Source organism: Bacillus sp. GM2, from assembly GCF_056155945.1.
The window spans coordinates 949,333-969,308 of the sequence record NZ_JBRKSZ010000007.1 but is presented as its reverse complement, the minus strand read 5'-3'; the positions used below and the strand labels follow the sequence as shown (position 1 = coordinate 969,308).

At 45.6% G+C, this 19,976-nt stretch carries 21 protein-coding genes; 6 read left to right on the top strand and 15 right to left on the bottom strand.

Features of this window, described 5'->3' with window-relative positions:
• Positions 1–21: 21 nt before the first annotated feature.
• The 7 genes from pstA to ACVC9U_RS05895 all read right to left on the bottom strand — a co-directional run bounded on the left by pstA (position 22) and on the right by ACVC9U_RS05895 (position 7,985).
• Positions 22–909: a phosphate ABC transporter permease PstA gene (gene pstA, locus ACVC9U_RS05925; protein ID WP_003183530.1), complete on the bottom strand. Its 888-nt coding sequence runs from the start codon at positions 907–909 to the stop codon at positions 22–24.
• A complete protein-coding gene (gene pstC / locus ACVC9U_RS05920; protein WP_003183532.1) occupies positions 909–1,838 on the bottom strand; it encodes a phosphate ABC transporter permease subunit PstC in 930 nt (309 codons plus the stop codon). Before pstC ends, pstA begins: the two co-directional genes overlap by 1 nt.
• Before the next feature lie 73 nt (positions 1,839–1,911).
• On the bottom strand, positions 1,912–2,829 hold the full coding sequence (locus tag ACVC9U_RS05915; protein WP_003183534.1) for a phosphate ABC transporter substrate-binding protein: 918 nt from the start codon (positions 2,827–2,829) through the stop codon (positions 1,912–1,914).
• Between the two features lie 192 nt (positions 2,830–3,021).
• On the bottom strand, positions 3,022–5,142 hold the full coding sequence (locus ACVC9U_RS05910) for a peptidoglycan D,D-transpeptidase FtsI family protein (RefSeq protein WP_003183537.1): 2,121 nt from the start codon (positions 5,140–5,142) through the stop codon (positions 3,022–3,024).
• 101 nt (positions 5,143–5,243) lie between these two features.
• Positions 5,244–6,530: an MFS transporter gene (locus ACVC9U_RS05905; RefSeq protein ID WP_003183539.1), complete on the bottom strand. Its 1,287-nt coding sequence runs from the start codon at positions 6,528–6,530 to the stop codon at positions 5,244–5,246.
• Between the two features lie 179 nt (positions 6,531–6,709).
• Complete coding sequence (sodA, locus tag ACVC9U_RS05900; protein ID WP_003183541.1) at positions 6,710–7,318, bottom strand: superoxide dismutase SodA; 609 nt, start codon at positions 7,316–7,318, stop codon at positions 6,710–6,712.
• A gap of 184 nt (positions 7,319–7,502) precedes the next feature.
• Entirely contained in the window at positions 7,503–7,985 is a 483-nt protein-coding gene (locus ACVC9U_RS05895) for a DUF456 domain-containing protein (RefSeq protein WP_009327884.1), read from the bottom strand.
• 157 nt (positions 7,986–8,142) lie between these two features.
• Between ACVC9U_RS05895 and ACVC9U_RS05890 the strand changes: the two genes are divergently transcribed.
• From ACVC9U_RS05890 to ispG, 3 genes are all read left to right on the top strand, one after another.
• Positions 8,143–8,901, top strand: a complete 759-nt coding sequence (locus ACVC9U_RS05890; RefSeq protein WP_003183545.1) for a DUF1189 domain-containing protein — start codon at positions 8,143–8,145, stop codon at positions 8,899–8,901.
• 84 nt (positions 8,902–8,985) lie between these two features.
• The gene (locus tag ACVC9U_RS05885) at positions 8,986–9,291 is read left to right on the top strand and encodes a LysM peptidoglycan-binding domain-containing protein (RefSeq protein WP_003183547.1); all 306 of its coding nucleotides are present in this window, start codon (positions 8,986–8,988) and stop codon (positions 9,289–9,291) included.
• 106 nt (positions 9,292–9,397) lie between these two features.
• Positions 9,398–10,516 (top strand): flavodoxin-dependent (E)-4-hydroxy-3-methylbut-2-enyl-diphosphate synthase, encoded by a 1,119-nt coding sequence (ispG, locus tag ACVC9U_RS05880; RefSeq protein ID WP_085959519.1) that lies wholly within the window; start codon positions 9,398–9,400, stop codon positions 10,514–10,516.
• A 33-nt stretch (positions 10,517–10,549) separates the two neighbouring features.
• Here the strand turns inward: ispG and ACVC9U_RS05875 are convergent, their stop codons facing one another.
• Together ACVC9U_RS05875 and ACVC9U_RS05870 are read right to left on the bottom strand one after the other, a co-directional pair.
• A complete protein-coding gene (locus tag ACVC9U_RS05875; protein ID WP_016886315.1) occupies positions 10,550–11,980 on the bottom strand; it encodes an IS1182 family transposase in 1,431 nt (476 codons plus the stop codon).
• A gap of 124 nt (positions 11,981–12,104) precedes the next feature.
• Positions 12,105–12,476, bottom strand: coding sequence for a hypothetical protein (locus tag ACVC9U_RS05870; protein WP_003183551.1), 372 nt, complete (start codon positions 12,474–12,476; stop codon positions 12,105–12,107).
• A 133-nt stretch (positions 12,477–12,609) separates the two neighbouring features.
• On the opposite strand from ACVC9U_RS05870, the gene ACVC9U_RS05865 reads away from it, so the two are divergent.
• A complete protein-coding gene (locus ACVC9U_RS05865; protein WP_009327882.1) occupies positions 12,610–13,194 on the top strand; it encodes a 5' nucleotidase, NT5C type in 585 nt (194 codons plus the stop codon).
• A 70-nt stretch (positions 13,195–13,264) separates the two neighbouring features.
• On the opposite strand, the gene zur is transcribed toward ACVC9U_RS05865, so the two are convergent.
• From zur to ACVC9U_RS05845, 4 genes are all read right to left on the bottom strand, one after another.
• Complete coding sequence (zur, locus tag ACVC9U_RS05860) at positions 13,265–13,696, bottom strand: zinc uptake transcriptional repressor Zur (RefSeq protein WP_003183555.1); 432 nt, start codon at positions 13,694–13,696, stop codon at positions 13,265–13,267.
• The gene (locus ACVC9U_RS05855) at positions 13,674–14,534 is read right to left on the bottom strand and encodes a metal ABC transporter permease (RefSeq protein ID WP_009327880.1); all 861 of its coding nucleotides are present in this window, start codon (positions 14,532–14,534) and stop codon (positions 13,674–13,676) included. Before ACVC9U_RS05855 ends, zur begins: the two co-directional genes overlap by 23 nt.
• Complete coding sequence (locus tag ACVC9U_RS05850) at positions 14,534–15,289, bottom strand: metal ABC transporter ATP-binding protein (protein WP_371268609.1); 756 nt, start codon at positions 15,287–15,289, stop codon at positions 14,534–14,536. The genes ACVC9U_RS05855 and ACVC9U_RS05850 overlap by 1 nt, the downstream gene beginning before the upstream one ends.
• A 164-nt stretch (positions 15,290–15,453) precedes the next feature.
• Complete coding sequence (locus ACVC9U_RS05845; protein WP_003183563.1) at positions 15,454–16,338, bottom strand: YitT family protein; 885 nt, start codon at positions 16,336–16,338, stop codon at positions 15,454–15,456.
• 129 nt (positions 16,339–16,467) lie between these two features.
• On the opposite strand from ACVC9U_RS05845, the gene ACVC9U_RS05840 reads away from it, so the two are divergent.
• A complete protein-coding gene (locus tag ACVC9U_RS05840; RefSeq protein ID WP_009327878.1) occupies positions 16,468–16,722 on the top strand; it encodes a DUF2624 domain-containing protein in 255 nt (84 codons plus the stop codon).
• Between the two features lie 26 nt (positions 16,723–16,748).
• Here ACVC9U_RS05840 and ACVC9U_RS05835 read toward each other — a convergent pair whose 3' ends face one another.
• Together ACVC9U_RS05835 and ACVC9U_RS05830 are read right to left on the bottom strand one after the other, a co-directional pair.
• The gene (locus tag ACVC9U_RS05835; protein ID WP_003183567.1) at positions 16,749–17,642 is read right to left on the bottom strand and encodes a deoxyribonuclease IV; all 894 of its coding nucleotides are present in this window, start codon (positions 17,640–17,642) and stop codon (positions 16,749–16,751) included.
• A gap of 11 nt (positions 17,643–17,653) precedes the next feature.
• Complete coding sequence (locus tag ACVC9U_RS05830) at positions 17,654–18,973, bottom strand: DEAD/DEAH box helicase (RefSeq protein ID WP_009327877.1); 1,320 nt, start codon at positions 18,971–18,973, stop codon at positions 17,654–17,656.
• A gap of 256 nt (positions 18,974–19,229) precedes the next feature.
• Here ACVC9U_RS05830 and vrrA point away from each other — a divergent pair, with 256 nt between their 5' ends.
• On the top strand, positions 19,230–19,877 hold the full coding sequence (gene vrrA / locus ACVC9U_RS05825) for a VrrA/YqfQ family protein (protein WP_003183571.1): 648 nt from the start codon (positions 19,230–19,232) through the stop codon (positions 19,875–19,877).
• Positions 19,878–19,976: the final 99 nt, after the last annotated feature.

Sequence of the window (19,976 nt, the reverse complement as noted above, 5' to 3'; positions counted from 1 at the left end):
ATATGATTTCATCCTTCCTTCTTATTTGTTTGCCGTTAACTTTTTATGAATAAAAGAGCCGAGCCATCGGGCTGCCAGGTTAAAGATCAAGACGGACAGAACGAGAACGGCGGATGCGCCGTTTGCGATCGCTTCAGCATCGGGGATGATCCCCTGTGTGTTTACATTCCAAATATGAACGGCCAGCGTTTCAGCCGGTCTGAAAATATTGAGCGGCGATGTCTCAGAAAACGGATTCCAATCGGCAAAATTCAGTCTCGGCGTGGTTAGTCCGGCTGTAAACAGCAAAGCGGCAGCTTCGCCAAATACACGGCCCGACGCAAGAATCGCGCCTGTGATGATGGACGGCACCGCGCCAGGAATCAATACCGTTTTAATCGTGTGCCATTTGGACACGCCTAAAGCAAGGGAAGCCTCTTTTTGCTCCTTAGGTACGGAGCGGATCGCATCTTCTGTCACCCTGACCATGACAGGCAGGTTGAAAATCGTCAAAGCAAGCGCTCCTCCGATAATGCTGTACCCCCATCCGGTCAGATTTACAAACATCAGCATGCCGAACATCCCCATAACGATCGAAGGAAGAGATGACAAAACTTCAATACAGACACGGATAAAATCGGTCAATTTGTTTGCGGGCGCATATTCCGCCATATAAATTCCCCCGCCGACTCCCAGGGGAACCGTGATCAGCATCGTCAGCACGAGAATATAAAACGAGTTGAACAGCTGATCTCGAATTCCTCCGCCGCTTGACAGCGCACTTGAACGCGAAGTTAAAAAGCTGAGGCTGATATGCGAAACACCATTGATGATGATATAAGCGAACAAACCGACAAGAATAGCGGCGATTACCGCAGCAATCAATCCAAAAACACCGGTTGCTAAACGATCTGTTACTTTGCTGTTCATTACAGTTTCCTCCTGGATGACAGATAGCGGATGAGCAGGATGAACAAGAACGACATGATCAGAAGGACAAGCCCCATTGACCAGAGCGTATTGTTTTCCACGCTCCCGTATGTTGTATGGCCCATGTTCAACGTAATGATCGTTGTCAATGTCCCCGCAGGGTCTAAAAGGCTCTCAAACAGATTTCGGGAATTTCCGATGACCATCTGCACGGCCAGCGCTTCGCCGAACGCCCTCGCCATTCCCAAGACGACGGCTGTCAGAAGCGAAGGCAGCGCTGCCGGTATCAGCACTTTGCGGATCGTCTGCCAGCGGGTTGCGCCTAATGCGTATGATCCTTCGCGGAGATTTTTCGGCAGCGACATGAGCGCATCCGTTGAAATCGAAGTGACCGTCGGCAAAATCATGACAGCCAGGACGATCGTTCCCGCCAGAAGGCTGTGGCCCGATCCGCTTGACTTAAACTGTGAAATGAACGGCACTAACACTGTAAGGCCTATGAATCCATAAACGACGGAAGGAATGCCAACAAGCAATTCGACAACCGGCTGCAGCACTTTTCTGCCCCATGATGGCGCGATTTCCGTCATGAAAATCGCACCTCCTATTCCTAGCGGTGCAGCAATCAAAGATGCAAGAAGGGTCACTGCAAAAGATCCGAGTATAAACGGAAGTGCTCCGTATTCAGGGTTTTCGTTCGTTGGATTCCAATCTAGACTGGTTAAGAACTCAATTGGACTTACACCATTGGCCAGAAAAGATTGCAACCCCTTATTTCCGAGAAAAATTGTGATCGAAATCGCCGCCGCCATCATGATAAAGGCGCACGACGCAACCAAAATCCTCCCGCGGATTTCATCCATTTTGCGATTATGCTTGGAGCTGATCAGCCGCTCTTTCGCGGACAGTTTCTCTATTTTTTGAACCATTTTTTACACTCCTATAAGAACAAGTCATAAGAGGGAAAGTGTCAGGAGCACACTTTCCCGCCTTCTATTGTCATTATTTATCAGTTTGCTTTCCATCCGCGTCGCGTTTTACTTCCATGTCTGTTACTGGAATGTAGCCCTGCTCCGTCACGATGGATTTTTGAATGTCATCGCTCATCAAATAGTCGAGGAATTCTTTCGCCAAGCCTTCAGGTTCGCCTTTCGTATAAGAATGCTGGTAAGCCCAGATCGGGAATTTGCCTTTTTGTACATTTTCGGCTGTCGGCTTAACGCCGTCGATTGAAAGCGGAGTGACAGTATCATCCTTGATATACGAGAACGCAAGATATCCGATTGCACCAGGCGTTTCAGCGATTAACTTTTTCACTGTGTTTGAAGAATCTTCCGTGATTCCTTCAGCTGGAGTCTCTCCATCAAGTGCATATTTGACAAAAGTCGCGCGGGTTCCTGAAGAATCAGGACGGTTGACAAGGGTGATCTTTTGATCTTTCCCGCCTAGTTCTTTCCAGTTTTTGATTTTACCTGTGAATACCTTTTTGAGATCTTCTAACGAAATGTCATCGATGCCTACTTCAGGGTTAACGGCAGCTGCCATTCCGACAACCGCAACTTGATGATCGGTAAGTTCTTTGGCAGGAATGCCTTCTTTTTCTTCGGCAAAGACATCGGAGTTTCCGATTTGGACTGTGCCTTCAGCCACTTGGGAAAGGCCTGTACCAGAACCTCCAGCCTGAACTTGAATATCGGCATCAGGATTTTCATCCATGAATTTTTCAGCCGCTGCTAAGACAAGAGGCTGCATCGCCGAAGAACCCGAAATCGTCAAAGAACCTGAAGCCTTATTCTCTGTTTTATCGCTTTGTTTGCCTTCGTCTGCATTGTTGTTTGTACTGCTGCTTCCACAAGCTGCTGCGAAGACAACTAAAACGGACATGATGAACATCAGTGTGATTTTTTTAAATGGTTTCACTTCTTAATCCTCCCGCGTAAATGTGTAATTTGTCCTACGGGTATAGCGTAACTTTTCAATATTAATCTTGTTTAAATGAATTATTAAGGTTTTGTAAAATAAGCTTGAACTTTGTATAGAATGCGGACGAAAGGAACGGGCGCACAAAAAAACACCTGCATGGTTCAATGCAGGTGTTTTAATGAAAAAGTCCTATTCTGTAGCTTCTTTTTCGATTTTGTCTTTATTTTTTTCGACAGTATTTTCTTTTGATTGTTTTGATTTCAGTTCAAAATACTTATCAAGCACTTTTCGGCCGATTTCGTTTGTGATCGAATATCTCTGGCCATAGTCATTATAAACCCAAGGAACGACGACGGAAATAGCGACTTCCGGATTATCGTAAGGTGCGTAGGCAACAAGCGTTGTATTGTATGTCGATGTTCCCGTTTTCGATTTGTCCGGTCCGTCATAGAAAGACTGGGCCGTTCCTGTTTTTCCAGCTGGTTTATATGAAGCAGAGGCAAACTGTCCCGCTGCCGTACCTTTTGTCATTACGCGCCTGAATCCTTTCTGGACTTCTTTTATATATTCATCGCTCATGTCCACTTTGTTCAATACTTCAGGCTGCACAGACTGTGTAACGGCTCCGATTCCTTTTTTCGAATCGGGCTCTCTGATCTCTTTCACAAGCTGCGGCTTCATGCGGTATCCCCCATTGGCAATCGTTGACACGTACTGAGCCAGCTGCAGCGGTGTGTATGTGTCATACTGTCCGATGGAAAAGTCAAGCAGGAAACCGGGCAGTCTTTGAGATCCTTTGTAGCCTGAAGCTTCATTTGGCAGATCGATTCCGGTTTTGACGCCGAGGCCGAACTGGCTGAAATAATACCTGAATGTATCAAATGCTTTTGTTTGAAGGTCGAGCGGCTGATGCGCCTTATATTGGCCTTTACCAAGGGCGATCGCCGTTTTAAACATGAACACGTTTGAAGACTTTTCAAGAGCTCCCTGGATACCCAGTGTTCCCAAGTTGCTCGCCCAAGATTTTTTCGGTTTTCCTTTTCCGATATAGAGCGGTTCATCAAGAAAAGTCGTATTTAAATTAATGGCTCCCGTCTGCAGACCTGTTAAAACGGTGGCCCCTTTGACAGCCGAGCCCATCGCATAAGAAGACGTCATCGCGCCGAGCGCATAGTCGTCAACCTTTAATTTGCCGCTTTCGTTTTTAAGCTGTTTGCCGGCAATCGATAACACTTCCCCGTTTCGCGGATCCATCATAACGACGAATGCGCGGTCGAGAAGCGGAGCGCTATGCTTGGCTTTGGCAGACTTCAGTTCATCCTCGACAATTTTTTCAATCGCTTTTTGCATATCAACATCAATCGTCAAGACTAAATCCTTTCCGCTTTTCCCCTCGGAAATGACTTCCGTATCGACGATATCCCCTGATTTATTGGTAATATTTTTCACTTTCTCTTTCTGTCCCTGAAGCACATTTTCATATTCGGCTTCGAGGTAGCTTTTTCCGACGCGGTCATTCCGGTTGTAGCCGAGCGACAAATAATGATCAAGCAGGCTTTTCGGAAGCCCTTCATTTGAATCGGATATGCTGCCGATCATCGTTCTGAGCAGACCGTTATAAGGATAATCCCGCTTCCAATCAGACGTCACATCGACTCCCGGGAGCTCGTCCAGGTGTTCGCTGACAACCGCCATTTCTTTTGCAGTTACACCTTTGTTTTTAATATACTGCGGAGTCAGCGCGTATCCAGAATCCATCTGACGCTTGATTGCCAAGACTTTCAAATCTTGATCTGTCAATTCATTCAGTTTATCTTCCGTGATCCTGTCAAGCTGCAGCTGGTATAAATCGTCTTCCTTCAGCTTGCCGTCCTTGACTTTTTTCCGGTCCTCATCGGTGATGAGCTTCTCGGCTTCTTTCGGGCGCGTTAAAATCCAGTAGTCCTTTTTATCGCGCTCCGTTATTTTATCTGTATCGATTTTGATCATTTCTGCAAGTTTTTTTGCTATTTTGAGCCTGTCCTCCTGAGAGGTCGATGATGTCCTTGTGTATGTAATGGCATTCATCGGTTTATTTTTCACGATCGTATTCAAGTTCCGGTCATATATTTTCCCCCGCGGAACGCTTGTCGAGACATCGACTTCTTCCTGCTTCTGCACTTCGTTCGTATAGTCTTCGCCAAAGACGATCTGCACCATGCCGAGGCGCACGACGACGATGGTGAAAATAATAAAAGCGAGAAGGAACAATATGTTCAACCTGATGGGGAGCGATTTGCGTTTTTCATTTTTCATTTTTTTGTTCATCATTAGCATCACCTTTTTGAAATAAAGAAAAGACACCTTATGAAAAGGTGCCAAATATATTGTAAAGTTTTTTTCAGCATTTTTCTACTATTTTCCCTTGGGGCTTACCTTTTTCCTTCTAAATAATTCGGTTCAGCTGTTTGTTTATGCGCATCTTTTCCGACCGTTTCGCGGGCGGGCTCTGTCAGACGGATATCTTTGACGAAATAGTAGATCAGCGTGTGGCCTGCCCCCAGCAAAACGAGAGAAACCGGAATGCCCAAGTCCTCCTTCAGAAGCGACACGAGCAGCAAAAAAACCAAAATCGAGACAATCCGTCCGATGTTTAAAAAAACTTCTCTGACGACAATGTATTCGATCCGCGCTTTCCGGGCATACCTCGCTTTACCGATCACATCATATGTGAGCGATGAATACGGTACGAGCAAAATCGGATAGCCGATCGCAATCGCAACAGCATACAGCAAAAGCGTCACATACGTCATATGAAACAAAATCAGAAAGAGAGCGCCGAACAGGACGAGACCGCCCATTAAAATCGCCTTTTTGCGCGCTCCCTTTTTAATAAGCCGCGTTGCGAAATAGTATGCAAAAAAAGAAACAGCTGAATTAATCAAGCCGAACTTCCCCAATGCCAACTCGCTCTTTGTCGTGATAAAGACAAAGACATTGATTAAAAAAACGAAAATCCCTTCTCTCAGCCCCTGAAAAAAATGAGCATTTGTAATGCTGCGCCAATTCGGGTCTGAATTTCGTTCCGTCCAGATTTTTTTCAAAATGTAGCGGCCGCGCGATTCACGCCTTTTTAAAAAAAAGCTCGTAATGACGGCCACTGAAAATAAAGCCAAGGACAGGCTGAAAATCACCGTGTATCCCGTGTTGTCGGCAAGCCTTGAAATGACATAGCCGGCAACAATCGGACCGATCATTCCCGCGCCGGAATTTAAAATGCCGAGGAACCCGTTAAAAAAATCTCTCGTGTCCGGCTCAGTGATTTCAAATGTCAGGACATTAAACGCAAGCCAATAAAATCCGTAGCCAATTCCGAGCACACTTCCGAGCAGCACCAGCCGTGATCCCGCATTTTCCCCCGCCAACAGCACTGTTAAATAAAATACAGCTAAAAACGAAACGCCAAACCTGAGTATAAAAACCCTGTCGATTTTTTTGGCAAGGCGGCCGGCGAACATAAAGATAATCGGCTGCATCACGACGATCGACAAATTATAAATGGCCAAATCGACAAACTGTCCGGACTGCTTCCACAGATATACATTCACAAACGTATTGGAAAGGGCAATGCTAAGAGAATAAAGGCCGCCGACTGCAAGCAGCAGCAGGAGGTCCCTGTTTAATTCCACATCGCCTATTATGTTTTTGATTCTGCTCATAACTGACTCCCCTTTACTGATCACCATTAGTCTGTCTCATCAAAAGTCAGTTATGTACTTCAGAGCAAAAGAAACGAAAAACAAACAGACCGGCTTTTCGCCGGTCTTTCAGCAGACGCTCCGCTTCGCGGACAACATAAAAAGGCCCGCTTCTCGCGGGCCTCTTTTCTCAAGCTGGATTATTTTGCTTCGCTGTAAAGGCGTGCAACTTCATCCCAGTTAACGACGTTCCAGAATGCTTTAATGTAATCTGGACGGCGGTTTTGATAATTCAGGTAGTATGCGTGCTCCCATACATCAAGACCTAAGATAGGAGTCTTGCCTTCTGAAAGAGGAGAATCTTGGTTTGGCGTGCTTGTGATTTCAAGCTCTCCGTTATTGACAACAAGCCATGCCCAGCCGGAGCCGAAACGGCCTGCTGCTGCAGCCGCAAAGTCTTCTTTGAATTGATCGAAGCTGCCGAATTTGCTGTTGATGGCTTCTGCCAATTCACCAGTTGGAGCGCCTCCTCCGTTTGGAGAAAGAAGTTTCCAGAACAATGAGTGGTTGGCATGCCCTCCGCCATTGTTGCGGACAGCTGTACGGATGTTTTCCGGTACTGCATCAAGGTTTGCAACAAGCTCTTCAACAGATTTGCTTTCAAGATCCTGTTTGCCTGCCACCGCTTCGTTCAATTTTGTAACATATGTGTTATGGTGCTTCGTATGGTGAATATTCATCGTCTCTTTGTCGATGTGAGGTTCTAACGCATCGTAAGCATAAGGTAATTCTGGAAGTTTGTAAGCCATTATCAATTCCTCCTTAATATTGTATGTATTGAAATGCCGCCTTTAGCAAGCCTTTCCTCTTTCAATTTATCAAAAGAAAAGGCTTGTTTCAATGGAAATGCTCACAAAATGATCACAAATGCATTTCAAGCGCTCACTAAACTTTATCCTTTTCCCCTTCTTTTTAAACATGCAGGGGAAAATTTTAGAGCACAGTATATAAAAAGTAGCCGATCATTATCAGCTGAATCACGCTTTTCGCAAAAACGCCTGAAATAAACCCGATCAATGAACCGATTCCGATTCTGGCCGCCGTTTTTAAATCCTTCTGATGGACAATCACCTCACCCGCCAAGGCCCCGATAAACGGACCCAAAATAATGCCCGCCACCGGTATCACAAACGGTCCGGCCAGAAGGCCGATCGTGCTGCCCCATATCGCTGCCCTGCTGCCGCCAAAGCGCTTAATGCCGAGGAGATTTGTAATATAGTCGGCGGCAAACAATACGGCTGTAAAAATGCCTTCAATGATCCAAAATAGGTAGGAGTAATGCCCGAATGTAAATAAAAATCCGTATAGAACAAAGCCGGCTACGATGAAAACGACGCTCGGAATAATGGGATAGACAAGGCCGATGAAAGCAATGACGAACATTGCCGCAATGATGATCCAATACAAAACATCCATCCGAATCCCTCCAATCGATTGTGATGCTTCATATTATACCCATTTTTCTGAAAGGAAACTTCCAGAGCGCCTGTTGATCGATAAGTTTTCTTGTATTCGTCCTTTTGTGACGATACAATAATGCAGATACATTATAGAAATAGGAAGTGAAAACCGAATGAATTTATTTCAGCGATTTTTTAAAAGTACATATTCCCCTCAAGCTATTGGGAAAATGCGTTTCCAAGGCATAGGAAAAACGATTTTATACGTATTTTTGCTCAGCGTGATCGCCGCTCTCCCGAACCTTTACCATATCAGCAGCGGAGTGGTGAATACGATGAACAGCTTTCAGTCAGCTGTGAAAGAATTCCCCGCTTTCTCCATAAAAGACGGCACACTGCAAACAGATGCAAAGAAAGCGATTGAATCACAGTCATTCGGATTTGTCATCGTTTTTGATCCGAGCGGCTCTTATGAAACAAAACAGATCGAAGACAAACGCAATTCCGTCGGCATCCTGAAAGATAAGTTCGTCATCGCCATTGACGGCCAAGTCCAGGAAATGCCGTACACAATGCTTCCCGAGGACATGTCTAAGGATGATATTCTTTCTTTAGTTGATCAAAATAAAGCGGTGATTGTTCCCGTCTTGTGCGTTCTGCTGTTCCTGGCGACGGCAGCCGGAAAATTCATTGATGTCTCGGTTCTCGCCGTCATCGGGCTGATCATTCGCAACGGGCAGAAGAAAATGCTCTCCTATAAGCAGCTTTGGGTAATGTCTGCTTATTCCATCACCCTCGCAACCGTGTTTTTTGCAATTATGGACGCGCTGGAGGCGGTGGTTCCAAGTCAGTTCCTCCTGAACTGGTTTGTGAACTTTATCATGCTGTTTCTCGCCATTAAAGAAACGCCGGCTTCTAAAGCAGCGAGGTAAAGCGGGCAGGAGCAAATTTGTTGTCATGTTGGAAGAGGGACAAGCGTAACATAATAAAAAATGCACGAAATGGGGACAAATCAGATGAAACGTGTCATTGTGCTGTTTTCGATTTTGCTCGCCCTGTTCATTGTTTATTATGACTTGAAATCAGGCACCATCCCTCAAAACGCCTTACCGGCTTCAACCATGGCAGCGGAAGCTCCGGCTGCAAGCCTGCAATATAAGTCCGTTACGGTAAAGCCCGGACAAACGGTATTTTCAATCATCGGGAACAGCGCCGTTCCGGCTGACAAAATAGCCGAAGATTTTGAAGAGTTGAATCCGAATGTTGAGGCGGGCCGCATTCAAGCAGGTGTCACCTACAAGTTTCCCGTTTATCCTGATTAAGCGTTAATTTCTTGTCAGTTTCATGAACGGGCTGTTACAATAAGACTTGTAAACGATTTGGTATAAGAAAAGGAGCAACCGCCTCCGAATTATACTTAAGGAGCGAATTCAAGTGAGTGAAATCACACATCGTACAAAAACGCGTCCCGTTAAAGTGGGACCTTTAACAATAGGCGGCAATAACGAAGTCGTCATTCAAAGCATGACAACAACGAAAACACATGACGTTGAAGCAACCGTCGCCGAAATCAACAGACTCGCGGAAGCAGGATGTCAAATCGTCCGCGTCGCCTGTCCTGATGAACGGGCTGCCGACGCCATTCCAGAGATCAAAAAGCGGATATCCATCCCTCTTGTCGTGGATATTCATTTCAACTATAAATTGGCATTAAAAGCGATCGAAGGCGGAGCCGATAAAATCCGCATCAATCCGGGTAACATCGGCCGCCGCGAAAAGGTTGAAGCGGTCGTCAACGCAGCGAAGGAAAAGGGCATTCCGATCCGGATCGGCGTCAATGCAGGCTCTCTGGAAAAACGAATCCTTGAGAAGTACGGCTATCCGACAGCAGACGGCATGGTCGAAAGCGCCCTGCACCACATTAAAATTCTTGAGGATCTCGATTTCCACGATATCATCGTCAGCATGAAGGCGTCTGATGTAAACCTGGCGATTGAGGCATATGAAAAAGCGGCTAAAGCTTTCGATTATCCGCTTCATTTAGGCATCACCGAATCGGGAACGCTGTTTGCCGGTACAGTGAAAAGCGCCGCGGGTCTCGGCGCGATCCTTTCAAAAGGAATCGGCAATACATTGCGGATTTCTTTAAGCGCGGACCCGGTCGAAGAAGTAAAAGTCGCCAGGGAGCTCCTGAAATCTTTCGGGCTCGCTTCCAATGCGGCAACATTGATTTCCTGCCCGACTTGCGGCCGGATCGAAATCGATTTGATCAGCATTGCCAATGAAGTCGAAGATTACATCGCGAAAATCAAGGCGCCGATCAAAGTTGCCGTTCTCGGCTGTGCCGTCAACGGTCCCGGAGAAGCGCGCGAAGCCGATATCGGGATCGCCGGCGCACGCGGCGAAGGACTTCTGTTCCGCAAAGGCGAAATCGTCCGGAAAGTGCCTGAAGAAACGATGGTCGAGGAATTGAAAAAGGAAATCGACAAGCTCGCCGAAGAGCATTATGCCAAACAAGCGGCAGAAAAAGAAAAATTAAACACATAATAAAAAAAAGCTTGACGGATATCCGTCAAGCTTTCAGACCGTTGACAAAACAGGTCGGATTTTAAAAATCCGACCTGTTTTTGTCCATTTTATTCTATTATTTCGATCAGAAGGCTGGCGGTTAGGACCTTTCCAGGTCCAATTCGCCAGCTTTTTCAGATTCATGGCAGCGAAAACAAGCATCGCCTGCATGGACAATTTTTTCTTTCCCCGTAAGGTTGTCCAGCGCAAGCCATGCTTATGTTTTAAATCGGCAAAAACTCGTTCGATCGTCTCTTTACGTTTGGCATAGATTTGTTTATTCTCTTCCGTATGCCGAAGATGATCAGCTTCGTCTAAATGATCCTGCCAGATATGTCTGTGAATCATCTTTCGATGATCTCTACTTTCTGTACACGTATGTAGTAATGGACATTGTTTACATCGATTTGGATCTGAAGCATACTCTCGATAACCTTGCCGATTGGTTGTGCGATAGGAGAGAATATGGTCTTGCGGGCAGATATAGACATCATAAAATTCATCGTAAACATACTCGTGTTTTCTCATGAATCCTTTTTTGGTTTGCGGACGCGTGTAAGGCATAACAGGGCGAACGTTTTCTTCATGAAGAAATTTTGCGATAACCGGTGTTTTGTATCCGGCATCAACTGCGACCGTATGAGGCTTGGCGACGCGCTCTTTCACTTGTTGAAACAGGGTCGTGAACACTTGGCTGTCATGAATATTGGCAGGCTCAACAACCGTCCCCAGCACAAATCCGTTCCGGTCACAAGCTGTATGAAAACCATAAGCAAAAAGGCGTTCCCGTTCACCCTTTACAAAATAGCCGCTCTCAGGATCTGTTGTACTTTCTTTTATTTCTCGTTCTTCTGAGCATTGCCTGGGCTTTAAGGGCTTTTTGCCGTTGGCTTCGCGATCGGCATTAATTTCTTGATCTAACTGTTCCTGATAAGCTCTTGTTTCTTTTCTTACGATCTTTTTCACAAACTTTTTCTTATTGGCATTCGCTTTGACATGTGTGCTGTCGATGAAGGCAACCGAAGGATCGACGAGGCCGAGATCCATGGCCTGACGTAAAATCCTATAGAAGATTGTTTCAAATAGGTCTGTGTCATGAAAGCGACGTTCATAGTTTTTACTGAAGGTTGAAAAGTGAGGGATTTTTTCAGAGAATCCATATCCAATAAACCAGCGATAGGCTACATCAGTTTCGATTCGCTTAATGGTTTCGCGCATGGAGCGATGACCAAACACGTATTGAATGAGCACCATTTTAATCAGTACAACAGGATCAATACTTGGACGCCCTTTTGAAGAATAAAGAGGGGCAACTTTTTGATAAATAAATGAAAAATCAATGGCTTCTTCCATCTTCCTGACCAAATGGTCTTCAGGTACAAGCTCACTTAAGGCAACGACTTCAAGCTGTTCACGCTGATCTTTAGAGTGTTTGGTCAACATGGTAAAACCTCCAAAAATTAGATTCCACACACATTTTAACAAAAAAAGCTTGTCGATCAAGCCACTTTTTTGTGACTTTGTCGACAAGCTGAAAGCTTGACGGATATCCGTCAAGCTTTTTCCGTTAGAAAAACGGGGTGATGAATATGCCAAGCACCAAGGAAACTGCACCGATACCCATTGCCCATGCTCCTAAGCCAGCTGCTCCTTGTCTTCTGGCTATATAACCGACAATGATCCCTGCAATTCCTAACAGCACTGGAAGCATAAACAAGGAAATAATCGAAAGCGCAAGCGCAATATATCCGGTTACACGTCCGCCGGCAGCATCGGCATCGTTACGCGCTTCGCCGTTGTCCCCGTTATCCGTACGATAGGTCGGGGCAACTTCTGCTGCTGTTTCTTCTAAAAATTCATCATTATCTAAAGTCGCATCGACTAAGTCAGCATCATAACCTGCTCGGTTACGATCGCGAACATTTTGATCTCTTTCCATTCGATATCCCCCCTCTTTAATCCAGGAGCATTTATAGTTTAAGCATTTTAGCCCGATTCATGTTTGCTAAACTTTACTGTAAATGTTAAAAGATTATGATACACTGGAGGAATGGATGATAAGGAGTGTGGACATGTTACATTTAGGAATCGATATTGATGGAACGATCACTGCCCAGGATACTTTTGTTCCCTATTTGAACGAGTCGTTCAGCCTCTCCATTACATTGGAAGATATTAAGGAATATGACCTGACAAAGCTGCTGAATATATCTCAAGAAGATTTTTGGAAATGGATGAACGAAAACGAGCCCCGCATCTATCAGGAAGCATTGCTGGCTCAATATGCCAAACAGACGCTGGATGAGCTGAAAAAGCAGCATAAGCTGATATATATTACAGCAAGAAGACATCACCTGGAGGATATCACCTATGACTGGTTCGAGAAACGCGACATTCATTATGACCATATAGAACTTGTCGGCGGTCACGATAAATTGGAAGCCGTCTTCAGACATGAGATCGATGTTTTCTTTGAAGACCACCACGGGAATGCAACCATGATCGCAAAAGAAGCAGGCATTCCTGTTCTGTTGTTTAATACGCCGTACAATCAGCTTCCGACCGATTCAAACATCGTCAGAGTCGACAGCTGGCTTGAAGCCGCCGAATGGCTGAAAAAGAACGAGAAAACGCTTAAAGCCGCAAAAAGCATGTAAGAGGTTTTATCTTACATGCTTTTTGCGTTAAAAAAAGGCATATGGCTTTAACCGCCATATGCCGCTCCCTTTACTGCGCTTCCGTGCTTTCTTCTTCACAGCGCGGGCAGGTTCCGTAAATTTCAAACTTATGGCCGCTGATCTGATAGCCGTCAAGATCGTCTGTCAGCTTTTCCATCGGACATAGCTCAATTTCTTTCGTTTTGCCGCACACCATGCAAATAAAATGGTGGTGGTGGTGAGCAGAAGAACATTTAAAACGGAACAGCTTTTCACCGGAAAGCTCAGTCGTTTCCAAAATGCCGAGTTCTTCAAACAGCGACAAATTCCTGTAGATTGTATCAAAGCTTAGCCCCGGATAATCATCATTTAAAGCGGAAAGGACATTTTTCGCCGTTAAATATTTATCTGAATCACTAAACAGCTGAAGCATATCCTCCCGTTTGCTTGTATATTTATATCCTTTTTCCTTCAGTAAATCAAGCGCTTCCTGTACGTTCACGGCGAATCCTCCTTTTGACTTTATTATAACTGATGCACAGTATCAGGATAAAGATCGACAGCATCACGATCGTTCCCCCCGGTGCAAGATCGAGATGATAGGCAAGCACAAGGCCGACGATGACGGAAAGTTCACCGAACAGGATCGATAAGAAAATCGCCTGCTTAAATCCTTTGGCAATGCGCATGCTCGCAGCGACAGGGAGCGTCATCAGCGCTGAAACGAGAAGCGTACCGACGATTCTCATTGAGGCGGCGATAACAAGCGCAACGATCAAAATAAAAATAAAATGAATCCACTTTGCGGAAATCCCTGAAGCTTTTGCATGCTCTTCATCAAACGACAGAAGAAACAGCTCTTTAAAAAGGGAAAACACCACGATCAAAACGGCTGCGGAAATGCCGACGATCACCAGCATGTCTTCCCGTGAAACAGCGCTGACGCTGCCGAATAAATAGCTGAACAGATCCGTATTGAATCCGTCCGCAAGCGAAATAAAAATAACGGAAATGCCGATTCCCCCCGACATGATAATCGGGATCGCCAGCTCCTGGTAATGTTTATAAACCGTTCTCAGCCTCTCGATGATTAAAGAGCCGGCAACGGAAAACGCCATTCCGAAATAGATCGGGCTGACTCCTGCGAGCACTGCAAACTGTTTGCCTGCATACAGGCTCGCTGCTATGCCGGCTAAAGAGACGTGGCTGAGCGCATCTGCGATCAGCGACAGCCGCCTGACAACGATGAATACGCCGAGCAAGGGCGCGATGAGGCCGATTAATATTCCTGAAATAAAAGCGTTTTGCAAAAACTCATAATGAAAAAAAGGTGTCAGCATTATTCGTGTCCTCCATGATGATGGTGATTGTGGCTGATGGCTTGAACATCATGCCCGTAAAATTGAGACAAGTCTTGATCTGTCATGGACTCAAACTCTTCTGTATTGCCGTGAAAATGAAGATGCTTATTCATGCAGGCAACGTGTGTGACTTTATCGGAAACCGTGCCGACATCATGGGTGACAAGAATGAGCGTAATGCCTTTTTCATGATTCAATTTCTCCAGCAGCTTGTAAAACCCTTCAACTGTTTTTTGATCGACTCCAACCGTCGGCTCGTCAAGAATGAGCAGCTTCGGTTCGCTCACCAGCGCTCTCGCGATGAAAGTTCTCTGCTGCTGTCCTCCCGAAAGCTCGCCGATGTTTCTGTCTTTCAGGGACGTGATGCCGACAGCTTCGATCGCTTCATCCACCTTCTGCTTATCGGCTTTGGACATGCGTCTGAATAAGCCGAGCTTTGCGGTTAAACCGCTTGCCACCACTTCATAAACGGAAGCGGGAAAACCGGTGTTAAAGCTGTTTGCTTTTTGGGATACGAAGCCGATTTTGCTCCAGTCCTTAAATTTTCTGAGAGGAACGCCAAACAGTTTAAGTTCGCCTGTCTGCGGCTTAATCAGCCCCAAAATGCATTTCAGCAATGTCGTCTTTCCCGATCCGTTTGGACCAACCAGGCCGAGAAAAGTCCCTTCTTCAATTTGCAAATTTATATCTTCTATCACATTGCGATGATCATAGGAATATGATACATGCTTCATTTCAATAATAGGTTGTTTCAATTCGTTCACCTTCAAATTCTCCAGAATCATTACGATTTATCGCACAAAAAGAAAATGGCAGCCGAAAAGCAGCAAGCCATTTTCACGATTGACCAGTTCATCTTTAAATTATACATATAAACTTTAAAAAAGTAAATGAAAGCCTAATGGATGGCGTTTTTAAACTTTCCTCCGCGCGTTTCGTGCGTGTCCATAATCGTTATAAAAGCATTGTGATCAATATCGAAGACAATCGATTTCAGCTTCGTCACTTCAAGCCTGGTCACAACGGCATAAATCACTTCTGTGTCCTCGTCGGAATAGCCGCCTTTCCCTTTGAGCTTGGTCGTTCCCCGGCCGAGGCGATGCAGCAGCGAATCGGAAATCTCCTCGTATTGATCTGAAACGATGATGACCGCTTTCGTCTCTTCAAGCCCTTGAATGACGGCATCAATCGTCTTCATCGCAATATAATATGTCATAACCGAAAACATAGCCTGCTCAAGGCCAAACACAAAGCTCGCCCATGCAAAAATAAAGACATTGACGAACATGACAAATTCGCCGACAGAAAACGGCAGCTTTTTCGTAAGCAAAATGCCGAGTATCTCAGTTCCATCCATAGAACCGCCGTTACGAATAACAAGCCCTACGCCGAATCCGAGCAGAAGACCGCCGAATACGGCTGCCAGGACGGGCTGAGTCGTAACCCCTTCTACATGATGCAACAGTGTTTCAATAATTGACAAGCTGACGATTCCGATTAGTGTTGAAATTAAGAACGTTTTTCCGATGTGTTTGTAGCCTGAAAACATAAACGGGATGTTGAGAACGACGACGAGCAGAGCGAAGTTGATATACGGGTTATCTTTAAAGAGGTAGTCCAATATTAATGAAATGCCGATAATGCCCCCGTCGATGATGTTATTCGGCACTAGAAATAATTCGATGCTGGCGGCAGCACAGGCAGCCCCGATAAGAATCATGACGATCCTAAACGCTTTTTTGACCGCTGATTCTTTTTTATGCTGTTTTTGAGTCTTTGCCATTCTGTCTCTCCTTTTCACAAACTGGCCAAACCGTTCCTTATCACTATCATATCATTTAACAGACTGAAATAAAAAAATGACACATTTTTAATTTTACGCCATACATTAGTTCAGAGGGGAGGAATGGACGTGATTTTATTTCAAAAGATCGTGCTGCAGCGTTTAAATCAGGTCACGGCTGACGAGGTGCTGAAGTACGCTAAACAATACGGAATTCAAGTAACAAGAAAACAGGCGCTTGAAGTGGAAAAGCTTGTGAAAGGAAAAAACATCAATATTTTTAATGAAGAAGAACGCAATAAACTGCTCAAGCAAGTGGAAGCGGTCACTTCAAAAGAAGCGGTGCAGCTATTGAACCAGCTGTTTGCTCAATACGTATCATAAAAGGGGAGCTGGTGTGCCCCCCTTTTTTATTGCTGCTTGATTTTTTCAAGCAGCTCTTCATCAAACTGTTTATTTTTGAGCATTTCAATTTCAAACCGGTAAGGCGGCTTTTTGTTCTTTTTATCTTCTCCTACATAAGGCGTTTCAAGGATTTTCGGAATATCTTTCAGCTGATCGTGGTGAACGATGTATTGGAGCGCATCAAAACCGATTTCTCCGAATCCGATGTTTTCGTGGCGGTCCTTTCTCGCACCTCTGACATTCTTGCTGTCATTAATATGAAGCACTTTTAAACGGTCGATTCCGACAATTTTATCGAATTCGTTTAAGACACCGTCAAAGTCGGATACTACATCGTAACCCGCGTCATGGGTATGGCATGTATCGAAGCAGACGGATAAATGCTCGTTGTGTGTAACGCCGTCGATGATCTGTGCAAGCTCCTCAAACGTCCGCCCGCATTCTGAACCTTTCCCGGCCATCGTTTCCAAAGCGATCTGCACATTCTGATTCGGGTCGATGACCTCGTTCAATCCTTCGATGATTTTTTGAATGCCCGTTTCTGCGCCTGCGCCTACATGAGCTCCCGGGTGAAGAACGATTTGTCTGGCGCCGATTGCCGACGTCCTTTCAATTTCAGAACGCAAGAACTCGACACCGAGCTCAAATGTGGCCGGATTCGTTGTATTGGCAATATTGATAATATACGGGGCATGAACGACGATATCAGAGATGCCGTTCTCTTCCATGTGAGCCCTTCCCGCTTCAATATTCAAATCCTCGATTTTTTTCCTGCGCGTGTTCTGCGGCGCTCCCGTATAGATCATAAATGTATTGGCGCCGTAGGAGCTTGCCTCCTGACTGGCCGCAAGCAGCATATGTTTTCCGCTCATTGAGACGTGTGAACCGATTTTCAACAAAACTGTTTCCCCTACTTTCCTTTTCTAAATTGCTTTCTTTTTTGCTGTCTTTTTATTTTTTGGATTTCCGTCTGCATTTTCTTCTTATATCCAGGCTTGACTTTTCTCGGTTTTTTCACAAGCCGCTTGGCGACCTCATCCGTTTCATCAGGCGTTCTTTTTCGGTTCTGACGGCGCTTGCGGTCATCGATCTTTTTCCACTCGCCTTTTTCAATCCTCATGTTTTCAAACACGATCCCCATCTGTTCAAGCTTCACAAGTGCATCTTCATCAGATGTATCATAAAACGTCATCGCTGTTCCGGATGTTCCGGCGCGCGCTGTACGGCCGACGCGGTGAACGTAAAAGTCAAGATCATCAGGCAGTTCATAGTTAATGACATGGCTGACGCCTTTAATATCGATTCCCCTTGCAGCCAAATCAGTGGCTATGATATAGGTGAATTCCAGATCGCCGATTTGCTTCATCACTTTTTTTCGTTCCCGCGGCGTAAGCCCCCCGTGCAGAAGTCCGACTTTCATCCCTTTGTCCGTCAGATAAGCGGCGATCTCGTCGGCCGTTGTTTTTGTATTGGCGAAAACAATCGCCAAATACGGATTTAAATGGGTCATGACCTCGAGCAGCAGCTCATTTTTATCCCTGTGCCTGGAAGGTATCAGCACGTGTTCGATTTTTTCAGCCGTGATGTGCTTCGGCTCAACATGTGCATACCTCGGATTGGCCATGTATTTTTTCAGGAAAGGCTTTAATTTTTCGGGAATCGTTGCGGAAAATACAAGCATCTGCAAGCCTTCCGGCATATGCGACCCGATAAAATCGACATCTTCCAAAAATCCCATATCAAGCATTAAGTCCGCCTCGTCAATAACGAACGAACCGGCTTTATGAACATCGAGCGCCTGCTCCCTGATCAGGTCTGCAATTCGCCCCGGCGTACCTACCACCAGATGGGGCTGCGTTTTTAATTTGTCAATCGATTTTTGTTTATCGGTACCGCCGATGAAACATTTCGAACGAATCGCTTCATCAGGCCCTAAAAACTTGGTGATTTTCAGAACTTCCTGATGAATCTGGTTGGCCAGCTCCCTTGTCGGAGCCGTAATCACGACTTGAACGAACTCCTTTTCAGGATCGATCCTGCTTAAAAGCGGGAGCAGATAGGCGTGCGTTTTTCCCGTACCTGTCTGCGACTGCCCGATCGCGCTCTCCCCTTTCAGCGCCGCAGGGATTAACCGCTTTTGAATATCAGTCGGCTCATAAAATCCCAAGTGGTGAACAGCCTCTATAATAAACGGCTTTAAATCGTACATTTCAAATTTCGTTTGTTTCATTTTCCCAACTCCTTCTTGGAAAGCCGTTATTCCGGCGCTCCAAGCTTTATCCTATATGGCTGAATTGTGCGCTTATGTATCCTTTTTTATGCCGCACTGCTAAAAAAAAGGCTGATATCATGTCCATCATTAAATTATAACTGATCCTGCAGAAAAAAACCATCACCCCCGCCCTAATCGGGCCGGCGGACAAAGGCACTTTGCCACCGTTGGTGCATACCCTATCAAGAGAAGGATTTTGAAAGGAGGTACAAGTATGTTTCAGCAACAGCCGATGAGAAATCAGCCAAGACCGCAGGCGCCGCAAAGGCCCGGCAGAGCCTTGATGCCGAGACATCCGGGGATGGGAATGCAGCCCCCTCAAGCGCAGCAGCGTGGCCTGCAGCAGATGTTTCAGCCAATGGGCGCCGCCCAGCAGCAAGCAGGCGCGCGAGGAGGAGGGATTCAGGGGTTGCTCTCGAAATTTCTTCCCGGATCTGCCGCATCCGGGGGAACAGGAGCGGGTCTCGGCGGAACCGGAAGCGGCCTTGGAGGCATTCAGGGTCTGGCCAATCCGTCTACCATTTCAAATATGCTCGGCAATGTTCAAAAAGCGCTCGGCGTAGCCCAGCAAGTAACACCGATGATTCAGCAATACGGACCGCTCGTCCGCAATCTCCCCGGAATGGTGAAAATGTTCAGACAGCTGAATTCCGATGATACGGAAGCAGAAGACGGCGAACAACAAAAAGACGAACCGGAACACAAGACCGAAACGAGCGGCGAAAAGAAAGAAGAAATTAAAGTGTCATCCAAAAAACCCGAAAAATCCAAACCCGAAGAAATCAGAAAAAAACAGAGCCGTTCAGCCCCTCCGTCTGCAAAAAGAAAAACCGGAGGATCTAAACCTAAACTGTATATATAACATTCTTTGATATCTCCTGCGGGATCAGATATAATGAGGTCTATAGAGACTGCAAAAATAAGCCGTTTTTTACGGCTTTTTATCATGCCCGGCTCTTAC